This is a genomic window from Cohnella kolymensis (assembly GCF_000829465.1).
GTDB classification, from domain to species: Bacteria; Bacillota; Bacilli; order Paenibacillales; family Paenibacillaceae; genus Cohnella; species Cohnella kolymensis.
Genome location: NZ_JXAL01000024.1, coordinates 24,872 through 43,053 on the forward strand (window position 1 = coordinate 24,872; position 18,182 = coordinate 43,053).

At 47.7% G+C, this 18,182-nt stretch carries 20 protein-coding genes; 3 read left to right on the top strand and 17 right to left on the bottom strand.

What is annotated here, in order from left to right:
• Positions 1-158: 158 nt before the first annotated feature.
• From SD71_RS15135 to SD71_RS15180, 10 genes are all read right to left on the bottom strand, one after another.
• Positions 159-998, bottom strand: a complete 840-nt coding sequence (locus SD71_RS15135; protein WP_041064889.1) for a VOC family protein — start codon at positions 996-998, stop codon at positions 159-161.
• 72 nt (positions 999-1,070) lie between these two features.
• On the bottom strand, positions 1,071-1,898 hold the full coding sequence (locus SD71_RS15140) for a hypothetical protein (protein WP_041064891.1): 828 nt from the start codon (positions 1,896-1,898) through the stop codon (positions 1,071-1,073).
• A 14-nt stretch (positions 1,899-1,912) separates the two neighbouring features.
• Entirely contained in the window at positions 1,913-2,458 is a 546-nt protein-coding gene (locus SD71_RS15145; protein ID WP_041064893.1) for an RNA polymerase sigma factor, read from the bottom strand.
• Between the two features lie 123 nt (positions 2,459-2,581).
• Positions 2,582-3,517 (bottom strand): cell wall hydrolase, encoded by a 936-nt coding sequence (locus tag SD71_RS22370; protein ID WP_052476293.1) that lies wholly within the window; start codon positions 3,515-3,517, stop codon positions 2,582-2,584.
• A 210-nt stretch (positions 3,518-3,727) separates the two neighbouring features.
• Positions 3,728-4,021 carry a hypothetical protein gene (locus SD71_RS15155; protein WP_041064895.1) on the bottom strand — a complete coding sequence of 98 codons (294 nt, stop codon included), beginning with the start codon at positions 4,019-4,021 and terminating at the stop codon, positions 3,728-3,730.
• A gap of 21 nt (positions 4,022-4,042) precedes the next feature.
• Positions 4,043-4,702, bottom strand: coding sequence for an ArsR/SmtB family transcription factor (locus tag SD71_RS15160; protein WP_235427136.1), 660 nt, complete (start codon positions 4,700-4,702; stop codon positions 4,043-4,045).
• Positions 4,703-4,840: 138 nt separating this feature from the next.
• Entirely contained in the window at positions 4,841-5,476 is a 636-nt protein-coding gene (locus SD71_RS15165; RefSeq protein ID WP_041064897.1) for a CPBP family intramembrane glutamic endopeptidase, read from the bottom strand.
• Positions 5,473-6,063 (bottom strand): nitroreductase family protein, encoded by a 591-nt coding sequence (locus SD71_RS15170; RefSeq protein ID WP_041064899.1) that lies wholly within the window; start codon positions 6,061-6,063, stop codon positions 5,473-5,475. The genes SD71_RS15165 and SD71_RS15170 overlap by 4 nt, the downstream gene beginning before the upstream one ends.
• Before the next feature lie 16 nt (positions 6,064-6,079).
• Positions 6,080-6,715: a LysE family translocator gene (locus SD71_RS15175; RefSeq protein ID WP_041064902.1), complete on the bottom strand. Its 636-nt coding sequence runs from the start codon at positions 6,713-6,715 to the stop codon at positions 6,080-6,082.
• 2 nt (positions 6,716-6,717) lie between these two features.
• Entirely contained in the window at positions 6,718-7,947 is a 1,230-nt protein-coding gene (locus SD71_RS15180; RefSeq protein WP_041064905.1) for an MFS transporter, read from the bottom strand.
• A gap of 113 nt (positions 7,948-8,060) precedes the next feature.
• Here SD71_RS15180 and SD71_RS15185 point away from each other — a divergent pair, with 113 nt between their 5' ends.
• On the top strand, positions 8,061-9,857 hold the full coding sequence (locus SD71_RS15185) for an ABC transporter substrate-binding protein (protein WP_041064907.1): 1,797 nt from the start codon (positions 8,061-8,063) through the stop codon (positions 9,855-9,857).
• A 48-nt stretch (positions 9,858-9,905) separates the two neighbouring features.
• On the opposite strand, the gene pruA is transcribed toward SD71_RS15185, so the two are convergent.
• The 4 genes from pruA to SD71_RS25050 all read right to left on the bottom strand — a co-directional run bounded on the left by pruA (position 9,906) and on the right by SD71_RS25050 (position 14,287).
• Complete coding sequence (gene pruA, locus SD71_RS15190) at positions 9,906-11,471, bottom strand: L-glutamate gamma-semialdehyde dehydrogenase (RefSeq protein ID WP_152619490.1); 1,566 nt, start codon at positions 11,469-11,471, stop codon at positions 9,906-9,908.
• A 23-nt stretch (positions 11,472-11,494) separates the two neighbouring features.
• On the bottom strand, positions 11,495-12,409 hold the full coding sequence (locus tag SD71_RS15195; RefSeq protein WP_041064911.1) for a proline dehydrogenase family protein: 915 nt from the start codon (positions 12,407-12,409) through the stop codon (positions 11,495-11,497).
• Between the two features lie 185 nt (positions 12,410-12,594).
• Complete coding sequence (locus SD71_RS25045; RefSeq protein WP_235427142.1) at positions 12,595-13,350, bottom strand: sigma 54-interacting transcriptional regulator; 756 nt, start codon at positions 13,348-13,350, stop codon at positions 12,595-12,597.
• Positions 13,325-14,287: a PAS domain-containing protein gene (locus SD71_RS25050; protein ID WP_235427144.1), complete on the bottom strand. Its 963-nt coding sequence runs from the start codon at positions 14,285-14,287 to the stop codon at positions 13,325-13,327. The genes SD71_RS25045 and SD71_RS25050 overlap by 26 nt, the downstream gene beginning before the upstream one ends.
• Before the next feature lie 153 nt (positions 14,288-14,440).
• Here SD71_RS25050 and SD71_RS25640 point away from each other — a divergent pair, with 153 nt between their 5' ends.
• Positions 14,441-14,575: a hypothetical protein gene (locus tag SD71_RS25640; protein ID WP_268747755.1), complete on the top strand. Its 135-nt coding sequence runs from the start codon at positions 14,441-14,443 to the stop codon at positions 14,573-14,575.
• Positions 14,576-14,736: 161 nt separating this feature from the next.
• On the opposite strand, the gene SD71_RS15205 is transcribed toward SD71_RS25640, so the two are convergent.
• The 3 genes from SD71_RS15205 to SD71_RS15215 all read right to left on the bottom strand — a co-directional run bounded on the left by SD71_RS15205 (position 14,737) and on the right by SD71_RS15215 (position 17,288).
• Entirely contained in the window at positions 14,737-15,018 is a 282-nt protein-coding gene (locus tag SD71_RS15205) for a hypothetical protein (protein WP_161793402.1), read from the bottom strand.
• Between the two features lie 227 nt (positions 15,019-15,245).
• The gene (locus SD71_RS25960; RefSeq protein WP_200889613.1) at positions 15,246-16,304 is read right to left on the bottom strand and encodes a DUF1643 domain-containing protein; all 1,059 of its coding nucleotides are present in this window, start codon (positions 16,302-16,304) and stop codon (positions 15,246-15,248) included.
• 234 nt (positions 16,305-16,538) lie between these two features.
• Positions 16,539-17,288, bottom strand: coding sequence for a hypothetical protein (locus SD71_RS15215; RefSeq protein ID WP_041064917.1), 750 nt, complete (start codon positions 17,286-17,288; stop codon positions 16,539-16,541).
• Positions 17,289-17,603: 315 nt separating this feature from the next.
• Here SD71_RS15215 and SD71_RS15220 point away from each other — a divergent pair, with 315 nt between their 5' ends.
• Positions 17,604-18,128, top strand: a complete 525-nt coding sequence (locus SD71_RS15220) for a TetR/AcrR family transcriptional regulator (protein ID WP_041064920.1) — start codon at positions 17,604-17,606, stop codon at positions 18,126-18,128.
• Positions 18,129-18,182 lie beyond the last annotated feature (54 nt).

Sequence of the window (18,182 nt, forward strand, 5' to 3'; positions counted from 1 at the left end):
TGGCTGTCATTCTGCTGTCTAACCCTTTCATTGCGGTGGAATGCCTTACTCCTAACGAACTCTTACACCCCCTCCCGTTTAGTAGTTATATATGACCGATAATAAAAAAAAAAGTCCGCGAATTTCGCGGACATCAATAAAAATATTGGAAGCTGCTACTAACAGTGAGAGACATTAAAACGGTTGCCGTCAGAGTCATAGAAATGAAATAACACTCTTCCCTTTTTCAAAAACCCGCCTATTTCTCCGCACTCCACGCCGTTGTCTTGTAAAAACTGATGATATGCGAAGAAGTCCTCTCGTTTTTTGACGAGGGTCAGCGGACGAATTGCACCGTCGATCTTACCTGTGTATGAATTAGCAGGGAGCTTTTCCAATATCCAAGTAGAACGGCCGTTGCTAGAATGGTTTTCCTTCAGCGACATTACAACGTGTCCGTCTTCGTTATGGTCCTCCAACACACTCATTCCAACAAATTCACGATACCATTTACTCGCAGTTTGCAAATCGCTGACTCCGATTCGTGTACAAGAAGGCTTAAAGCCCGTACTTGTTATCCTATCGTCTGCTTCTGCCGTGAGCCTCGTGCCTTCTGCCGTCGCCCAAAAGTCAAAGTATTGCCTGCCATCCGGTCCAAGGTAAATCTCCGTAACCCGAATGCCATTCTCGCTAAAATTGCTATGCACTTTGTGTAAATTCCTGGTTCTCCAACACCAACGTATATGAGGATCAACACTGCCTCTTTCAGCGTAATGGAACGGGATTCGCTGCGTAGTGAGCACGGAGTTCAGCCAGGTGCCGTACCCAAGATGAGTCATTTTCCCACCTTTTACGCGTTGATCAGGCTGCCATGACTCCTTCCGTTTCACTTCCCACCCCATGAATGTCTCATACCAGGCAATCGCCTGATCATGATAATCCCATAAGATATCAATCTCGCCGCCATCGTAAAACAATTCGGGTACCGCACTCTTTTTCTCCGTTTGGATTAATGTCATACAATCCCTCCATTGTCTGGCATTGTTTGTTATAACAATACCATAATATGGATAGATTTGTCCCCGACATTATTACTTAGCGGTGCCTCTTATCTGTTGGTGAGGAAGGTCTGTTTTCTGTAGAATCGTTTTTAAAATAGCCCTGCGTTGTTCCGCAGTCCAGGTTTCAGGAGTTGAGACTCCAATTCTCAATAAGCCTCCATTCGAGTATTCGAGCCAAGCTTCCGTGACCAAGCTGTATTCTATTCCCGGCACTCCATCCAACGTAATTGACGAGACTTCAGGCCCTCGCAACTCCATCTGGCGATTTTGAGAAAAAGAAGCATCGAAGGTATAGGAAACAATAATTCGACTCTCGTACTGTTCGCCTACAGGTAAACTCTTGTTAACAAACGTTGCGTGATAGGCAAAGCTCCCATCCGGAATGAACAAAGTCTTGTGCTCTTTGTCATCATAGCCAACCGATCCGGCGATCGCTCCTTGCTCCGTCAAGACGTATCCGTCAGGTAGATCCGGTAACACAAATGGCACTGGAGACAATTGTTCCACTTTTTCGCGGCTGACTTGATTTTCTTTACGCAGCAGATTTAGAGCATCCTGCTTCTGCTGCTCTTCATCATTAATTGCAATTAACCCAGAATTAGAGACTACGGGAACCTCGTGAAAGTTGAACAACAAGTTGATTTTAGACGATAAACTGTCGGCGTAGGCCGTACTTACAACGAACAAAAGACCGAAGAATAACGCGACAGCCATTTTTTTTCGACCTATGTAACGCTTAGCCGGGATCGACCGTGAGGTTAACCGAGCCTGCAATTTCATTTCCATATCCGGACTAAGGACCACAGAAGAAGCAGCCCTGTTTAGAGCCATCTGCACATTTTTCTCCAAATCATTCATGCATCACAGCCTCCTTAGATAAAAAAACTCTCTTGATCCGCTGTTCTTTTCAATTTGGTTAAGGCCTGATGAATTCTCCATTTAACCGTACCTACGGGTATGGATAAAATATTCGCAATCTGCTCTTGTGTCTGCCCGTTAAAATACTTCAGAACGACAACAATCCGAATTTTATATGGCAGCCTTGCAATTTGACTAAATAATTCCGACTGGCTCTCTTTTTGCACTAAAATAAGATCGGGTGATTTGGGCTCTCCATTGGAACCAGGAAAGCTCATTAACTTTTTGTTCAGGCCGAACAAACCATTTTCTTTACGAAGGGCATTTTTTGTGAGATTCGAAGTGACACGGTACAGCCAGTTCTCAAAAGGCTGCTCAGGGCGGTAGTATTTAATGTTTGAAAATAAGTGAATAAGAGTCTCTTGAGTAACATCCTCGGCCATTTGATGATTGCGAGTAATCAGGTAAGCCGTCTTGTGGATGGTACTGCCATATTTCTCAAATAGCATACCGAACCCTGCCATGTCGCCTTTCTTGCACAGTTCTATCAGTTCGTCCATCCTTTTCCCCCCTTTACTACACAAACACTTCTCGTGACATTTTCGTTTGTTTTTTTACACACGTCAATGAAAACAGCAAAAAAGGCTGCACAATGGCAGCCTTCATGCATTCGAGATATCGTATTATTTCGCAAAAACGTGATTGGCGATTTTAGCAACAACCGTCACTCTTTTTAATTTCGCCGGTTCGAGCTTCGGGTTAAAGAAATAGACCGCACCTGGAACATTGTTCTCACCGGACAGTGCAGCCTTTGCAGCTTTGATGCTGTCCTTGGAGGCCGTTGTTTTAGCCAGCGTCCCGTTCCTCGCAGGAGAGAACTGATAGGGCTCGTAAATGACGCCTTTAACAGTATTCGGGTAGTTGCCGTCACTCACGCGATTCATCACAACGCTTGCGACAGCCAGTTTACCTTCATATGGCTCGTTCCCGGCTTCGGTTTCAACAAGCTTGGCTAGAAGCATCAATTCCGCTTGGTCGATGTCGGCGGCAGCCTCGGACTTTGCAGCTGTGACTTGGGGATTTCGCACCAAGAACTCAGGAATAACCACCTTTAGGCGCTGACCGATTTGTAGAGAATCATCCGATATTCCGTTACGGATTTTGAGCGCCTCGGCCGTCGTTTGATGCGCTTGCGCGATGCTCCAAAGCGTGTCACCGCTCTCGACAATCCGCTCCTGCTCCTTTTCTATGACGGACATTTTTTCCTCAGCCCGCCAACCGACGTTCGCGTGCATTGCTTCTGCGACTAATCGCACAGGAAGGTAAGCACTTCCATCCTTGGCTTTGACAGTTGCTGAAATTTCATATGTATTTCCGTTGTAATGGATTTCCGACGATCCCGTTTTAAAAGAGAATGTATCGCCTATGTCGTTCGTAATTGTAATTTGACCTGTACCGGCGTTGTGAGACAGCTTCCATCCCATTAGATCCGCGAATTCTCTCACTGGAGCGTACGTCCGTCCGTCAACGAACCAAAAGCTTTGGTTCATTTCCATTTTGTCGCCTTCAATATACAGCGTATTATCCCCGCTCGCTAACGCCGCTCCCGTTCCAGCCATTAGGAATAACCCAAGGGTCGTTGCCGCAACTCTAGTTAGCAATTTGATTGTTCATCATCTCCAACTCTTCTGGATTAAAAAAAAAAATTTGGTTTATTTTAGCTATTATACAACGATCAAAAATCCAGATATTAATTATTAGTATTTTTTTATTTAATAACCAAAAGAAAGAAGCCGCTGCTGCCGCCCGGCTCCATGGTCTAATGCCTCTTATACAGGAAGTGTCTTTCTTCCCAGCTCCGTTTTCCTCTTTGGATAAGCGCGCGACTCAAGAATGACTGCCGCGGCCCTTAGTCGGATCTCCTCGTTCTCATGTTTGAGCAGAGCTTCCAGCACGTGATAGGCTTTGTTTTCCAGCTCCTGCCCCTCTTTCTGAAAAAGGGAAGCTGCCAAACTGCCGCTCTTCTGTTCGCTTCTCTTACTGAATTCCAGACGTTGACGCTTATGCTGTACCGCCTGCTGCTTCAACATTGTTTCAAATGCGTAAGGACTCATGTTTAACATTGTCCTGTCCTCCTTGTTTGTTCACTCTTTTATTTCGTCCGGCGATTGCCCCTCGGCTTCCGGCTCATTCTGCTTCGTGCTCACCATTTCACCGCAATCATCCTCGCAATGGAAAAGCGGCTGGTCGATCTGCAAGCCAATGGTAGAGAGATAAAACCACTTGCCGTTCGGATCCTCGAGCCCCACCAGTTCTTCGACCAAAGACCGGAACCGGACGAGCCATTCGGCAAATTTCTTCTCATTCATCTTAACTTCCGCTTGCAGACTCAAACGCGGCCAATCGTTTCTATCCTGACTTTCCGACTGGAACGCTTCCTCCGGCGCCGATAATACCCGCTGCCGAGCCCTGTTCAATACTTCCAGCATCGTCTGCCGATAATAGTCCCCTACTTCCTCCGTGTACGGAAGCAGATCCGCTGCAGGCCTGAAGCTGTACGCGACGGAACGGTAAAATTTTTGGATAATCCCGTTTTTTACCTCATTGCGCACCACTTCGATTAGCCCGTTCTTCTCCATCTCATTCAGATGGTAATGAATTTTTGCCCGCGGAATCTCCAGGTTTTGTGCGATTTGTTGTCCTGTATAAGCGCCCTCGATAAGGAGGGTTAGAATTTTCACTCGAAAAGGATCACTTAGCGCCTTAAGTTGCTCGTAGTTACTGATGATGAAAACCTGGTTCATTTTCATTTCACATCCCATCTTTTTTACACGGTCAAATTTATTTACTCGTATCATAAAATAAGACGGATATATTTGTCAATTCCTTTTACCTAAAATGGTAAAAAAAAATCAGCGGCGGCATAGCCACCGCCAAACTTGTTACGCACCAACGCATAACATCCGCACTGTGAGCGCCAATACGTATGCCGGCCAAAGACTGCGATGCCGGTAAACGATATAGCCGTTCGCTGCTCCCAATGTCAGCATCGCCATTATGATTCCGATTGACTGCCCGTGCAGTATAAAAGGGATCGTGAACAATGCCGTTTGCACCGCAATTGCTCCCCAGCGAGCCAAACCTAAACGTCGCAGTCGCGGCTGCAGGATGTTTCGGAACAACAGTTCATCCATATAGCAAGTCAACAGGAATGCAAGTGCAGGAATTGCAGTGGGCAGTTGAATACTTAAAGCATTGGCCCAAGCCAATAATCCGAGAACCATCGAAACTGCCGGCAAAATTCTCAGCAGCAGCAGCCATGCTTGTTTCTGATGGATCCGGGTCGTCGCCGCTTCAGGGATTCGCGATGGATCAACTGTGAGCACGGTAATCCACGCTGCCACCTGATATACACCCAACCCCATACCCAACCATCCCGGCAATGCTATACCTAGGGAGAAAATAACCTTCACGAAATAGAGCCCGATCGTGTCAATGTTCAATCGGAGCTTATTAAGCTTCACTCTTAACTCCGGATTGAGCCGATACGAGGGTGCTCTAGCTGCTACAGCCTTCATCGTAAACTGCTCCCCCCTTCTCCCCAGCGCTGCCAATAAACCGTGTGCTGGGCGTTGTATCGCTTCTGCTGCCCTGTCAATGTGCGTTTCCAATCCGCCAGCTTGGTAGAAGCAAGGCTATCTGACACGTAGCCGATTGCCGTAATGACAACCACCCGATATCGACTAGGAATCATAAGGCATCCCTTCACTTGCTCTTCATCCCACCCTATCATCTGCCTAGAGGTGATACCCAGAGCTTGAGCTTGATAGATCATGCTCATCATCGAAAGTCCGCAGTCATATAAATAGTAGTCTTTGCCCGCCACACGATCGTCGTCTTCCGGAGTTGCAGCCAGCACCACTAAAGCGGCGGCATTCACGGCCCAGCCATTCGTTCGGTGGAGCGATTGAGATAAGCGCTGAATGTGCTCCCGATCGGTGACCAGCACATATCTAGCAGGCTGATGATTCCACGAAGAAGGCGCCCGTCGCGCGGCTTCCAGCATAAGGTCCCAGTGTTCGCTTCGAATCGGCGCATTCCTCCAGTTCGTTACACTTTTCCGGTTTTCTATCTCCGGCAGCAGTTCTTCCGAGTGCATACTCATTCCGAATAACCTCCTATTATTGACTTGCCTTTGCCTGAAATAACTTAACGCCCATGGCGATGAATACGATGCCCGTCAGCTTGTTCAGCGTTGATGCCGCTCTCGTGCTGCTTCTTAGCTTTTTTGTCGCAAATGAGGAGAAAAATGCTAACAACAGATTCCACAGAGTTCCGGTTACAATAAACGTCAACCCTAACAACACAAACGGAATTGGCCCGAAATTACCGGTGGCGTCAACAAACTGCGGTAGAAATGAAAGATAGAACAAGGCCACTTTCGGATTAAAAACGTTGGTGAGCACTCCTTGCAAATACACTTTGGAAAGCCTCTGATTCACAAGTTCAGGATCGCTGTTCATGAGAGTTGCCTTGCTCAGTATCATTTTTAGTCCTAAATAGAAGAGATAGATCACGCCGATTATTTTGATCATATTGAACATCACAATGGATTGTGCCAATACAACGGATAGCCCGAAAGCCGCTAGCAAAGTATGAACCAGCGATCCCGTTCCAATGCCTAATGCGGAATACACCCCGGCCATTTTACCCTGAGCCGCGCTTCTGCCTATGATATACATCGTGTCTGTGCCGGGAGTCATATTTAATAGAATTCCGGCAAGTATAAATACCTCATAATTGTGTATGCCGTACAAACTTATCCCCTCCATAATAGACTTCGAACATAGAATAGAAATACCGCACCATTCCACACAGCCAAAGCTGCAAATATGACTGTAGGACTCCACCACAACATCATCCAACCCGAAGCATACATCGTAATCGGCATACCGATGCGAAAGAAGGTGCCGGTGATTCCGCCGATTCGTCCCATATGTTCGGCCGGCGTCTGTTCATGGCGCAGTGTATAGACACAGATGGTGAAAACCGAGATTGTAAAACCAAAAACGAACAGAGCTGCGACAATTACCGGCGTTGTAGGGAGAAGATAAACCCCCAAATATACGAAAGCGTTGACCAATGCTGTCAATCCTATCGTTTTCCCTAACCCGAATCGATTGCGGATCTGTCCCACCAACAAACTGCCCAGCAGCCCTCCGACTCCCGATACGGAGAAATAAACAGCAAGCAAATAGGAAGAGATCTCCAAAACATCCTTGGCGTAATAAATGATTGTCGTTTGAAAAACGACTGTTGTACAATTCAAGAATAAGACGAACAAAGTGACAGTCCTGAGGATCGGAGTACTGCGGAACACCACCCAGCCTTCCCTGAAATCTCTCCAATAGGAGCCCTTAGCCTGAACATTCAAGGACGGTTTTTGGACACCCTGAACGGCAACCTTCGTGAAAATGACAAAACTGAATCCCAACAGCAATGCTGTTATGACCAAGCCATCGGATTTATCGCTGAACAACAGGATGCAGGCGCTTAGGACAGGACCTAACACGCTGACTAACGTTTCCGCGAACGAAAACTTGGCATTGGCTGAAGTCAGCTCATCCGGGTGTGCTGTCTGTTTGGTCAAGCTGATCTGCGCATTGAAATAACCGTAGCCGAAAGTCATCAGAAGAAAGCCGCCCAGGTAATACGGCCATAGGGCAGCATTGCCTGATTTGAACAACGCGGCCAACAGGAGCAGAATGACCGCCTGCGAGCTGACCATCCATAATACCCAGCGCTTCGTGTTGACCCGGTCGACGATGACTCCGATTAACACTCCGAATACGAGATTCGGCAGCAATTCTGCCGTACGCATTGACGCCATGGCCACCGACGAATGCGTCATGTCATACATCATCAGAGGCAGGACAATTTCGTAGATTTTAGTTCCGATATGCAGCAGGAAACTTCCGACAACGAGCAGCATCAGCGGTTGAAGCTTCCATGCGGCACTCACTTGTTTTTCCGAAGCATAAGGCTGCACTGCAATCACTTCCCCTCTATTCATTCGTTGATTTCATGATAATGGCTGAATAGCAGCGTAAAAAGCGAACGAATTCGAGGATCATTTTCGGGTTTTATAAAGGAGCAAATACGATGTCCAGATTGCTGGAAGATTTTATACGGTTATGGAGGCAATCGAAGGCTGCCGGTAAAGAGAAGCTGAGACTGACAGTTCCTGAACTGGCGCAAATATGGATATGTACGGAACGGAATGTGAAATTTCTGCTGAACAAAATGAGCGTTGCCCGCTGGATTCACTATGCGCCCGGCCGGGGCAGAGGTCATGTCTCCGAGCTTACAATATTGGCCGATCCTGCCGCCTTAATCTTGCAAGAAGCTGAGCGGATGGTCGTCGAAGGACACGTGGAAGATGCATTGTCGCTCATCAACAATACAGAGGAAGATTTCCCTGTCAAAACACACTTTTTGCATTGGCTGTCCAACTATTTCGGCATCCGGGTAGAAGCCGCCGGCGGAGCGCATAGAGAAGTTTTGCGGACGCCTGTATTTCGGGCCATCAATACTCTTGATCCCGCGTCGGCCATCTACTCTTTTGATTTTCATATTATTCGCCAACTCTATGACACGCTCGTGGAATATGATCATCGAACCGGTGAAATTACAGGAAGTCTCGCACACCATTGGACATCTAACGAGAACTGTACGAGCTGGACCTTTTACCTGCGCAAAGCCGTGTATTTTCATAATGGAAAGTTAATGGATTCACACGATGTGTGTCACTCTTTTCAGCGGTTAAAGCATGGAGGATTGGCGCAGAGTTGGCTGATGGCGGGGGTTGAAAGCATTCAAGCGATCTCCGAAAATATCGTGCAAGTTGATCTGGCGAATCCCAATTACGCATTCCTTCACTTCCTCAGTTTTACACCGGCTGCTATTATCCCTAAGCGATATATGAAAGATTCGGAAGACGATCTCCATGCCGAAGTTGGGACGGGGCCATTCCAATTGTCCAAATATGATCGGCGCATCTGTGTGCTGGACGCCTATGATCGCCATTTCCGAGGGAGACCTTATCTTGATCGTGTAGAAATTCTGCATATACCGGAACTGGGACAACAGCTACCATTACCGATGGATTCAAGCATGCTTCTCGTTCATACAGAGGAAACCGGCACCGAGAGCTATGTCACACACTCTGATAATGAAGAAACAGACGATGGATATGAAGGAAGAAGCTTGCTGACGATCAATATGCGAAAAGAAGGACCTTTGCAAGACCCATTGTTTAGAATGGCTCTCAGTCATTTGATCGATCGGGTAAAGATGGTGTCCGTATTAGGCGAGCTTCGGGTCTCAGCCGCACAAGCCTTGCAGATGAACAGAGCTGTATTAGAGGAGGATCCGGACTTTGACCCTGATCTGGGTTGTGATCTCCTCCGGCAATCCGCGTACCAAGGCGAGCCGCTCACCGTTTACTGTGTGGAACGGCATGGCCGAGATGCTTACTGGCTGCAAGAGTGGTACAAACCATTCGGTATACATATAGCTGTAAAATTGTTGGAGTGGCACGAGCTTCTTACCGAAGAAGTCATCCGAGAGGCGGACTTCATTTTATACGAACTGGTGCTCAGCGAAGGCCCGATGCGTGTGATGGAGATGTTTCGGTCCAACAACAGTTTCTTGCGAGCTCATCTCTCGACCAAGGTGGCAGAGTCCGTTGATGCGGCTATAGCTGTAGAATGGGCGAAACCCCTTCAGAAGGATTGGCTTGAAACCTTCAAGCCGGTAGAAAATGTGTTGCTTCAGGACTGCTGTATGATCTATTTAACTCGCAAAAAATCCAACGCCTCTTTTCATTCCGCCTGGAAAGGCGTTCACATGAATGCGCGCGGCTGGGTGGATTTCAAAGATATTTGGTGGACCGGTTAAACGGAAAGCTGCCGAGCAAGTTGCCGGGCAGCTTCGTTGTATGTGCTTTTAAATTTTGCGGGAAGTCAGTTTGGCTTGAGTGAACAGTAATAAGTAATCATGGCCGCCGGCTTTGGAATCGGTACCCGACATATTAAAGCCGCCGAATGGATGGACACCTACCAAAGCGCCGGTGCATTTGCGGTTGATATATAAGTTACCGCAGTGCATTTCCTGCAGGGCCTCTGAGATTCTCGCTTCATTCTTCGAGAAGAAGGATCCCGTGAGCCCGAACTCGGTATCATTAAAGATCTCGATCGCTTCTTTCCAATCCTTTGCTTTTGCAACCGCGAGCACCGGCCCAAAAATTTCTTCCTGCATGATCCGCGCTTTCGGATAAACGTCTGCGATAATCGTCGGCTGCAGATAATACCCGTTCCCTTCCGCCTTGGAACCGCCAGCCACTAAATAGCCTTCATTCTTTCCGATTTCCATATACTCAAGTATTTTATCATAGGACTTCTGATCAATAACGGGCCCGACCGCGAAGTTTTCTTCCGGCAGTCCTGACTTTAATTTACTCGTCAGCTCCAGAACATTGTCGAGCACTGTATCATACACGTCTTCAACGATGATCGCGCGGGAGCCGGCCGAGCATTTTTGCCCTTGGAAACCGAAAGCGGAAGCGACAATGGCGGCAGCCGCCTGATCCAAATCCGCTGTTTCATCCACGACAATTCCGTCTTTACCGCCCATTTCCGCGACCACCCGTTTGATCCAGATCTGACCGTCAGCCGTTTCAGCCGCTCTCTTATTGATGCGTAAGCCCACTTCTTTGGAGCCGGTAAAGCTGATAAAACGAACTTTGGGGTGAGACGTCAGGTAGTCTCCGATCTCGGATCCGTTACCAGGTATAAAGTTGATGACTCCCTGCGGCAGTCCCACTTCTTGCATTAACTCAACGAATTTGGCGGCAATGACTGGAGTCGTGCTGGCCGGCTTCAACAGAACCGTGTTTCCGGACACGACGGCAGCGGTCGTCATTCCCACGCAGATGGCTAGCGGAAAATTCCATGGAGGGATGACGACTCCCACCCCTAGTGGAATATAAGTCAACCGGTTCACTTCTCCATTAATTTTGGTGAGCGGCTGATGGATGTTGATTGCGCTTAAGCGAACCATTTCCCTGGCATAGAACTCCATAAAGTCGATCGCTTCTGCAGTGTCGGCATCGGCTTCAGCCCAGTTCTTCCCGGCCTCCAGCACCATCCATGCGGAGAATTCATGTTTGCGCTGTCTCATGAGTTCCGCTGCCTTAAATAAATACTCCGCCCTTTCAGTCGGGGGAACCTTCTTCCAGGTGTCGAAAGTTTGAAGTGCGGCAGCCATCGCGCGATCCGCTTCGTTGATAGAAGCCTTGCTTACTAAGCCAATGACCTCAGACACTTTGCCCGGATTAATCGACCGCTCTTTGGCTTCGGTCATCACTCTATCACTGCCGATATGAAGGGGATATTCTCGTCCCAACTGCTGCTTCACTTTATTTAGCGCGGCTTTCATGGCCGATTTGTTCTCTTCCTGTGAAAAATCCGTGAAGGGTTCATTTACGAATGCTGCAGCGGTACCGTTAATCATAAACATGGACACTCCCCTATTCGTTATTTGAACATGTTTTTCAGAACAAACCAGACATTCGCCGGACGCTCGGCCAACCGCCTCATGAAGTAGCCGAACCAGTCGATGCCATAGGGAACATAAACCCGTACTCTGTAGCCTTCATTAACCAGCTGCTTTTGAAGGTCTTCCGCTATTCCATACAGCATTTGGAACTCAAATCTCTCGTTAGTGATGCCATTCTCCTTAATGAACGCTACGGTCTCTCTGATAATCGCAGGGTCATGGCTTGCGACCGCTGTGTAATTTCCATTCAGCATATGCCGCTTTATGATTTTCAGGAAATTGTCGTCCACATCTTTTTTGGCGGGAAAAGCGACCTTGGGCGATTCTTTGTAAGCTCCTTTAACCAGCCGCAAGTTGGCGTTCACACGGTTCAAATCTTCGATGTCCTGTTCGGTCCGATAAAGATAAGCTTGAATGACGATTCCTACATTGTCGTACTCCTCGCGAAGCTGGTGATAGATATCGAGGGAAGTTTGGCAATGTGCATAGTCCTCCATATCGATCCTCACAAAGCTGCCGTGTCTGGCTGCGCAATCCAATATTCTGCGCATGTTGTTCATACATAGAATTTTACTCAGATCGAGGCCCAATGAGGTCAATTTCAAAGATAGATTCGATTTCACTTTTGCCGCTGCAATCGCTTCCAAAGTTTGAATACACATTGCCGCGGATTCATTCGCTTCCTCTTCCGTGCTCACGAATTCTCCCAAATGATCGAGAGTAGCCATTCGGCCATCTTCATTCAGTCGCCGTACGGCCCGAATTGCCGTGTCGATCGATTCGCCTGCAACAAAGCGGCTGGCTCCGAATTTTAACCCGTACCTGCGCGCCAACTTAACTGCTGTGTGACTTTTGCCTAGAGACTGGAATAAATTCCGCAGGATCACTTCCATAAATGCCTCCCATGACTGTAATGAACACAACAACCGCACAATTTGAACACTTATGTTTAATCCTTACCTCGTCATTATATGTATTTAAACACTATTTGTATATAATTGGTTGTACATTTTTTCCGGCTATCTATCTCCGCATTCCCTCACAAAAAAACCGGCCTAATCATAGGCCGGTTGGTCGATCACTCTTCAATGCCGTATTCCTTCATCTTGTTATAGATAGTTCCTCGGGATATACCAAGCATTTTGGCGGCAGCGCTCTTGTTTCCGAAGGTTTTCCGCAAGGCTTCCTTGATTAATTCTTGTTCGTCCATTTCTGCGGTATCTTTGTCTGTGCTTGCCGCTGGAAATCCTTCATCACCTTGAGTCAATGACGCCAAAGACTCCGGTAAAAGCTCGGCGGTAATCGTATCACTGTCTCCGAGTATGATCATTCGCTCTATTGCATTTCGCAGCTCTCTTATGTTTCCCGGCCAGCTATAATTCATCAGAACCGTCATGACGCTCGCATCGACTCGGGGCGCAGGCTTCCGGTATTCTACCGCAAACTCTCGTATAAACGCTTGAACCAGCTCCGGGATGTCTTCCGTACGTTCGCGCAAAGGTGGAATTTCGACGCTCATCACGTTCAAGCGATAATACAATTGCTCTAAAAATTGGCCTTCATCCATCAGCCTCTGCATCGATCCTGTAGTCGTCGCGATAATACGCGTGTCAACGGTTACCTCTTCATCGCTGCCGATGCGGGTAAAGCTTCCGCTTTTTAAATAGTGCAGCAGCTTCAATTGGATATCGAGCGGCATCTGATCGATTTCTTGCAGCAGCAGTGTGCCGCCATCAGCCAACTCCAACTTGCCCGCTTTACCTTGTTTGCCGCCGCTCGAGAACGCACCGCCTTGGTAGCCGAATAACTCAGGTTCCAGAAGCCCGCCCGGCATAGCCCCGCAATGCAAGGAAAGCAGCGGAGCTTTTTGCCGTTCCCCCCCCATAATGAATCGCTTGAGCAAGCATTTCTTTGCCGGATCCCGATTCGCCCTTAAGGAGAACAGGAGTGTTGGTTTGAGCAAACTTCTGTGCCGCCTTTATGGAACGCTTGAAAAAGGGACCCATCCCCACAATCGATGAAAAAGGTCTTTCTTGCTCAATTCGGAGAAGCACCGAGGAGTACAGCTCTTCGTTCAGATGAACGATGCGTGTTATGTCTTTTTCGGTCGCTATCCCTCCTCTGACCTGATTGCCTTCGAGGATCGGGGATGCGTTGATCAGTACATGCTTACTCGGAGTCGGCTGATGGTAAACCTGACGCACAGTCCGCCCCTCATCCAGAATGGTGTGCAGCATGACGGCGTCTTTCTCGAAATGATCACCGATTTTTCGGCCGATGATGTCCTCCTTTTTGATGGCATATACGCGCTCAGCTTCACTGTTCCACAGAATGACACGACCTTCATGATCCACCGCAGTTACCGCATCGTTCACAGTTTCCGAAAGTACGGACAAATACGACGCGATTCTTTTGTACTCTGCGGCTATAAAATGAATGAAGCTCTCTGCTGTCACGATCCCTTTGAGTTCATTGGCTGCGTCTCGAATGATAACCGGCCGTTCCCAGCTGCCATTGCTTTCCGCCAATCGTTCCAGGTTCTCGGTTCGAGAGCTTTTCCAATTCAATTCTCGTATACAGTCCGCAATCGCCCTGCCAGCTTCAAGCGCTGCAAAATAATGCATCTCGTCAGAAGCGACAACGAAAGCATCGTCCTGAATGACGATTACATATCTGTGCGTTTCGGCAAGAGTTCTCACACCAGCCAAACTAGCTGATGGTTCTATCAGACAATATGAAGTTTCTATATGCAAATGTTCGGCGTTAAACATCAGTCGTATTGCCCCTTATCATTCCGCAAGTTTGCGCTCTTTCCTATTATTACTTTACCGCCTGATGATTCGTCAATCTATTGTTGTTGCGTGTAACTCTGTAAACAAGGGTAAATGTAAGCAAGCCAAACCAATATCCGAGGAGGTAACGATATGTTGAGAAAAACATTAATAATGACCGCAGTCGGTATGGGTGTCAGGTATCTGATGAGGAATAAACCGGTACGCGACAAATTAATCCGTACACTGCAGAGTTTCACCAGAGGAACGAATCAGCGGCAAATGTAAGCGGCGCCGCGACGCAGCACACAAAAAGCAGACTGCCGGACGTACTGTCCGGAGCCTGCTTTTTATTTTTTGGGCTATGTTAACAACATTGTTTATATTTGATATTAGCGTAGCTTTCGGAGCCGAAGTTCCGTTTGCGAATCTACTTGCTCAATTATTACTCATAAGTTCGACTCGGATGTTTGATTCAATCTTTCGCGTAGTGCTGCCCGGCGACTATTACGATACATGGATTCAAACACCATGATGCCGGCCACAACGACAAGCAGTTTGCCGATATATGTAAGAGCTAATAAAATGCTCTCATTGGCCAGTTGTGAAGCTTGCACCGCCGATTGCGCCGTCTTCACATGGATGTTATACATCGTGATGAGCTGAGAGAATTGTTCAAAGATATACAGAAAATAAACGAACACGCAGATCCGTACAATCCACATCATCATAATAGAAAAAGCATTTCCGATTGCGCTCAGCAAAAAAAGCACCGTCCAATTCTAAGAGGTTTTGTATGACAGCAAGCACGTTTGCTTCCTCCTACGTTATCGACAGTTTTCTCCAATTAATTAGGGTTTGATTTAAGACAACCAGATAATATTCCTGCTCTTTTTACTATGCAATGCGCTCTTCGCGACCTTCTATTTTCTGTATCATATCGATAGCCGTTTCAAAATTAGTAATCACATATCCTGTTTTTTCGTATCCTTTTGGCATTTCGACAAGTAAATTTGATAGTCTGTTTGCTTTGTGTCTGCGCCTTACGCAATTGGTCGAGCTCTGCCTGGATGTTATCCGGAATCTTTTCCACAACGGCCGGCACATCGATCGGCTTTTTAGTAAGCTCTCCTTCCTGCTGCTTGATCCGCTGTCGGGAAGCCTCCACTTCTGTTTCCGACTGCTTTAAGGATGCCTGCAGCTTCTCCACTTCTTCATCGTTGCCAACTGCCTTAGCCTCCTGCAGTTCATTGTTCAACCGTCTAACCAGATCATCATGCGCCTTGGTCTTCTTCTCAAGCTCTGCGTTGCTTTTAGCCAGTGCTTCTCTGGCCAGCCGCTCTTTCTCCGCCTGCGCTTTCGGTTCGCAATTACCGGCTATATACAACGGGTGCTTTGGGTGACCGTCTTTTGACATTTGAAGGTAGTAAGTATGAAATGAGTATAGAAGCTCCTTCACTTTGCGATCACGGCCGAGTAGTGTTCCGTTGGTTCCCCATGCCGTGATGATCTTGTCGGCTTGAAGTGCAGCTCTCCGAATATGCATGTCGTTCTCTGGACCGACCGGATCGGGTGGGATCGTCGATATTGGCATCCGATAATTCCACAAACTGAGCTGCCCCTTAGCTGGAATCGGCTCTTTCAGCATTTCAACGTTCACCAAGTCCCAGGCGAAGCGCCCCTCAGTGTAATCGCCGAATGCAAGTTCATTGCCATAGATCAAACGCCGACCGATGTCCAGAATGGCGTGATCTCCACCGTTCCGAACAACTTGCATGCTGGCTGCTAACCTACACTTGGCGATTATCACGCCGGTTGGAAGGTTGTGCGCTGTGTACCCATGCCTTCCCAATACTGAAAAGAACGGCTCTTCCATGCCGATCCGCTTATCGACCTTCTTACTTGCGTGGATCGCTATTGCGCCGCGGTGCCTTGTATCCCATGATCGCGTCTCGTATCGTTTCTCGCCAAGGGCGATCAGCGTAGCCCATGGCTGAATGACCGTAATGACTTTCATCCCACTAACTCCCATCATGAATAAATTTCCAATCTAATCCAAACCCTAATCTCCAACAAGTGTACGGACGGGGGACTAATCTATGGGACATCATTTGCAGAAGTTAAATGATTTGTTAGAGAACTTAACGCACAATTATTTACTCATCTCGATTGGAGGTGTTTTGTTTTTTGCAATCCAAGCCTACACAGGGTACAGGGTTTATAAGCACTATGACCGAGAACTACGTAGGATTCAGACTAAACTTAACGACATATCTTCCCGGTTAAAACAGTCATAGGCGTTCGGATTGGCTGCATCCCAGCTTTTAATTTGCCATTCGTAATTTTTATCAATGCCGAATGTATTCGCCGGAAAAGAGTGTTGAAGCAATGTAGAGGCAATCGGTCCCGTTGTGATCCAGGCAGCGTCTCCTACAATTCTGTATCGCAGTTCATCGTGGGTTTGAATTCCCTGCGTGGCCTTTTGCCAACTGAATATATTGATCGCTAACGGCGAAATATTAGTATTATTCGGCTGTAACTGAGTTGCTCTCATATAGCTGGTCGTCGTGAACGTTTGATCGGGACCATAACCTGTGCCTGTACTGTTCGTGGCATAAGCACGGTAATGATAGGTGGTGTTCTCTGTCAACCCGCCTATGGCAGCAGTAAAAATGCCTGCCGCGCCAACACTCGCACTAACTATATTACCGTATGCCGTTGTCTGCCCGTATTCAAAGTATCTTGTTGGATCTTCTCCGCCTGTATCCTGGATGTCACCTTGTAAAGTTGCTCCCACTGAGCCAATCACACTCGGCTGTAGGGTGTTCACTAGCGGGTATCGGAGAGCCGTTTCCCCGTTTGTGGCAATACTCACAAAGTCAAAATCTCGAACACCATTTAAAGAAGTACCACCAACTCCTACCCATCCTGCAGCAGTTATGGCCGTATCTGTTACGGTTAGTTGCCAACCAACCGGTTCGGGGTTTCCGCTTGCCCACATCTTTGCGGTTAACGCGTGTAGTCACCGGCGAATCTTCGAAACCTAAGCGCCTGCTGGATGGTTTGTATAGTATCTCTGCAGAGTTCATTGCCCTAGACCCGATTCCTTATAATACCTCCACCGGGGAGACGCTGTACTAATGAGCCAAATTAAAACAACAGGTTATGTGCGAGTATCAATTGGGCAGAAAACCACGATAGACCTGAGGAACTTTGGCTCTGTGCCCGTGTGCGGTGGCGTGGTGTAGTTGACACTTGAGCGAGATGCGTTTATATTTTATTTATCAGTCAATAAATAAATGGAAAGGAGTCGGCCATGACACCAAAAGACGATGCTGCATCCATCAATCGAAAACAACAAATCCTTGAGGCTGCGGCTGAGCTATTCGCCGAGTCGGGTTACTACAAAACGACGACAGCGGATGTAGCTAGGGCAGTCGGTGTTACACAGCCGTATGTGTTCCACTTCTTCAAATCCAAGGAACAACTGTATCTGGCCGTGCTTCAGCAGGCGTCGGAAAGAATCCTGCACGCTTTCTCCACCGTGGAGGCGCCGCCGGAGCAGCTTCCTGAAGCCATGGGCAAAGCTTTCTCCGAATTGCTCGAAGTGCATCGCAATGAGATTCTGCTTGTCATGATGTCATTTGCCACGCCCGAGCCGGCGATCAGGGAATACACCCGGAGAGAATTCGATCTCGTGTACGAGCGGGTAAAACAACGCTTCGAAGACGCCGGCATTCCGGACGCAGGAAAAATGGCGAGCAATTTCATCGGCCAAGGACTCGTTATTGCGTTGGCGGAAACGGTCAATTTGCAGAAATTGCTCCCCTGGTGCGAGTAAGCAGATTGCAACACACATCCATCAAGGCAAAGTGCTTTTTCACTTCAGCTGCTT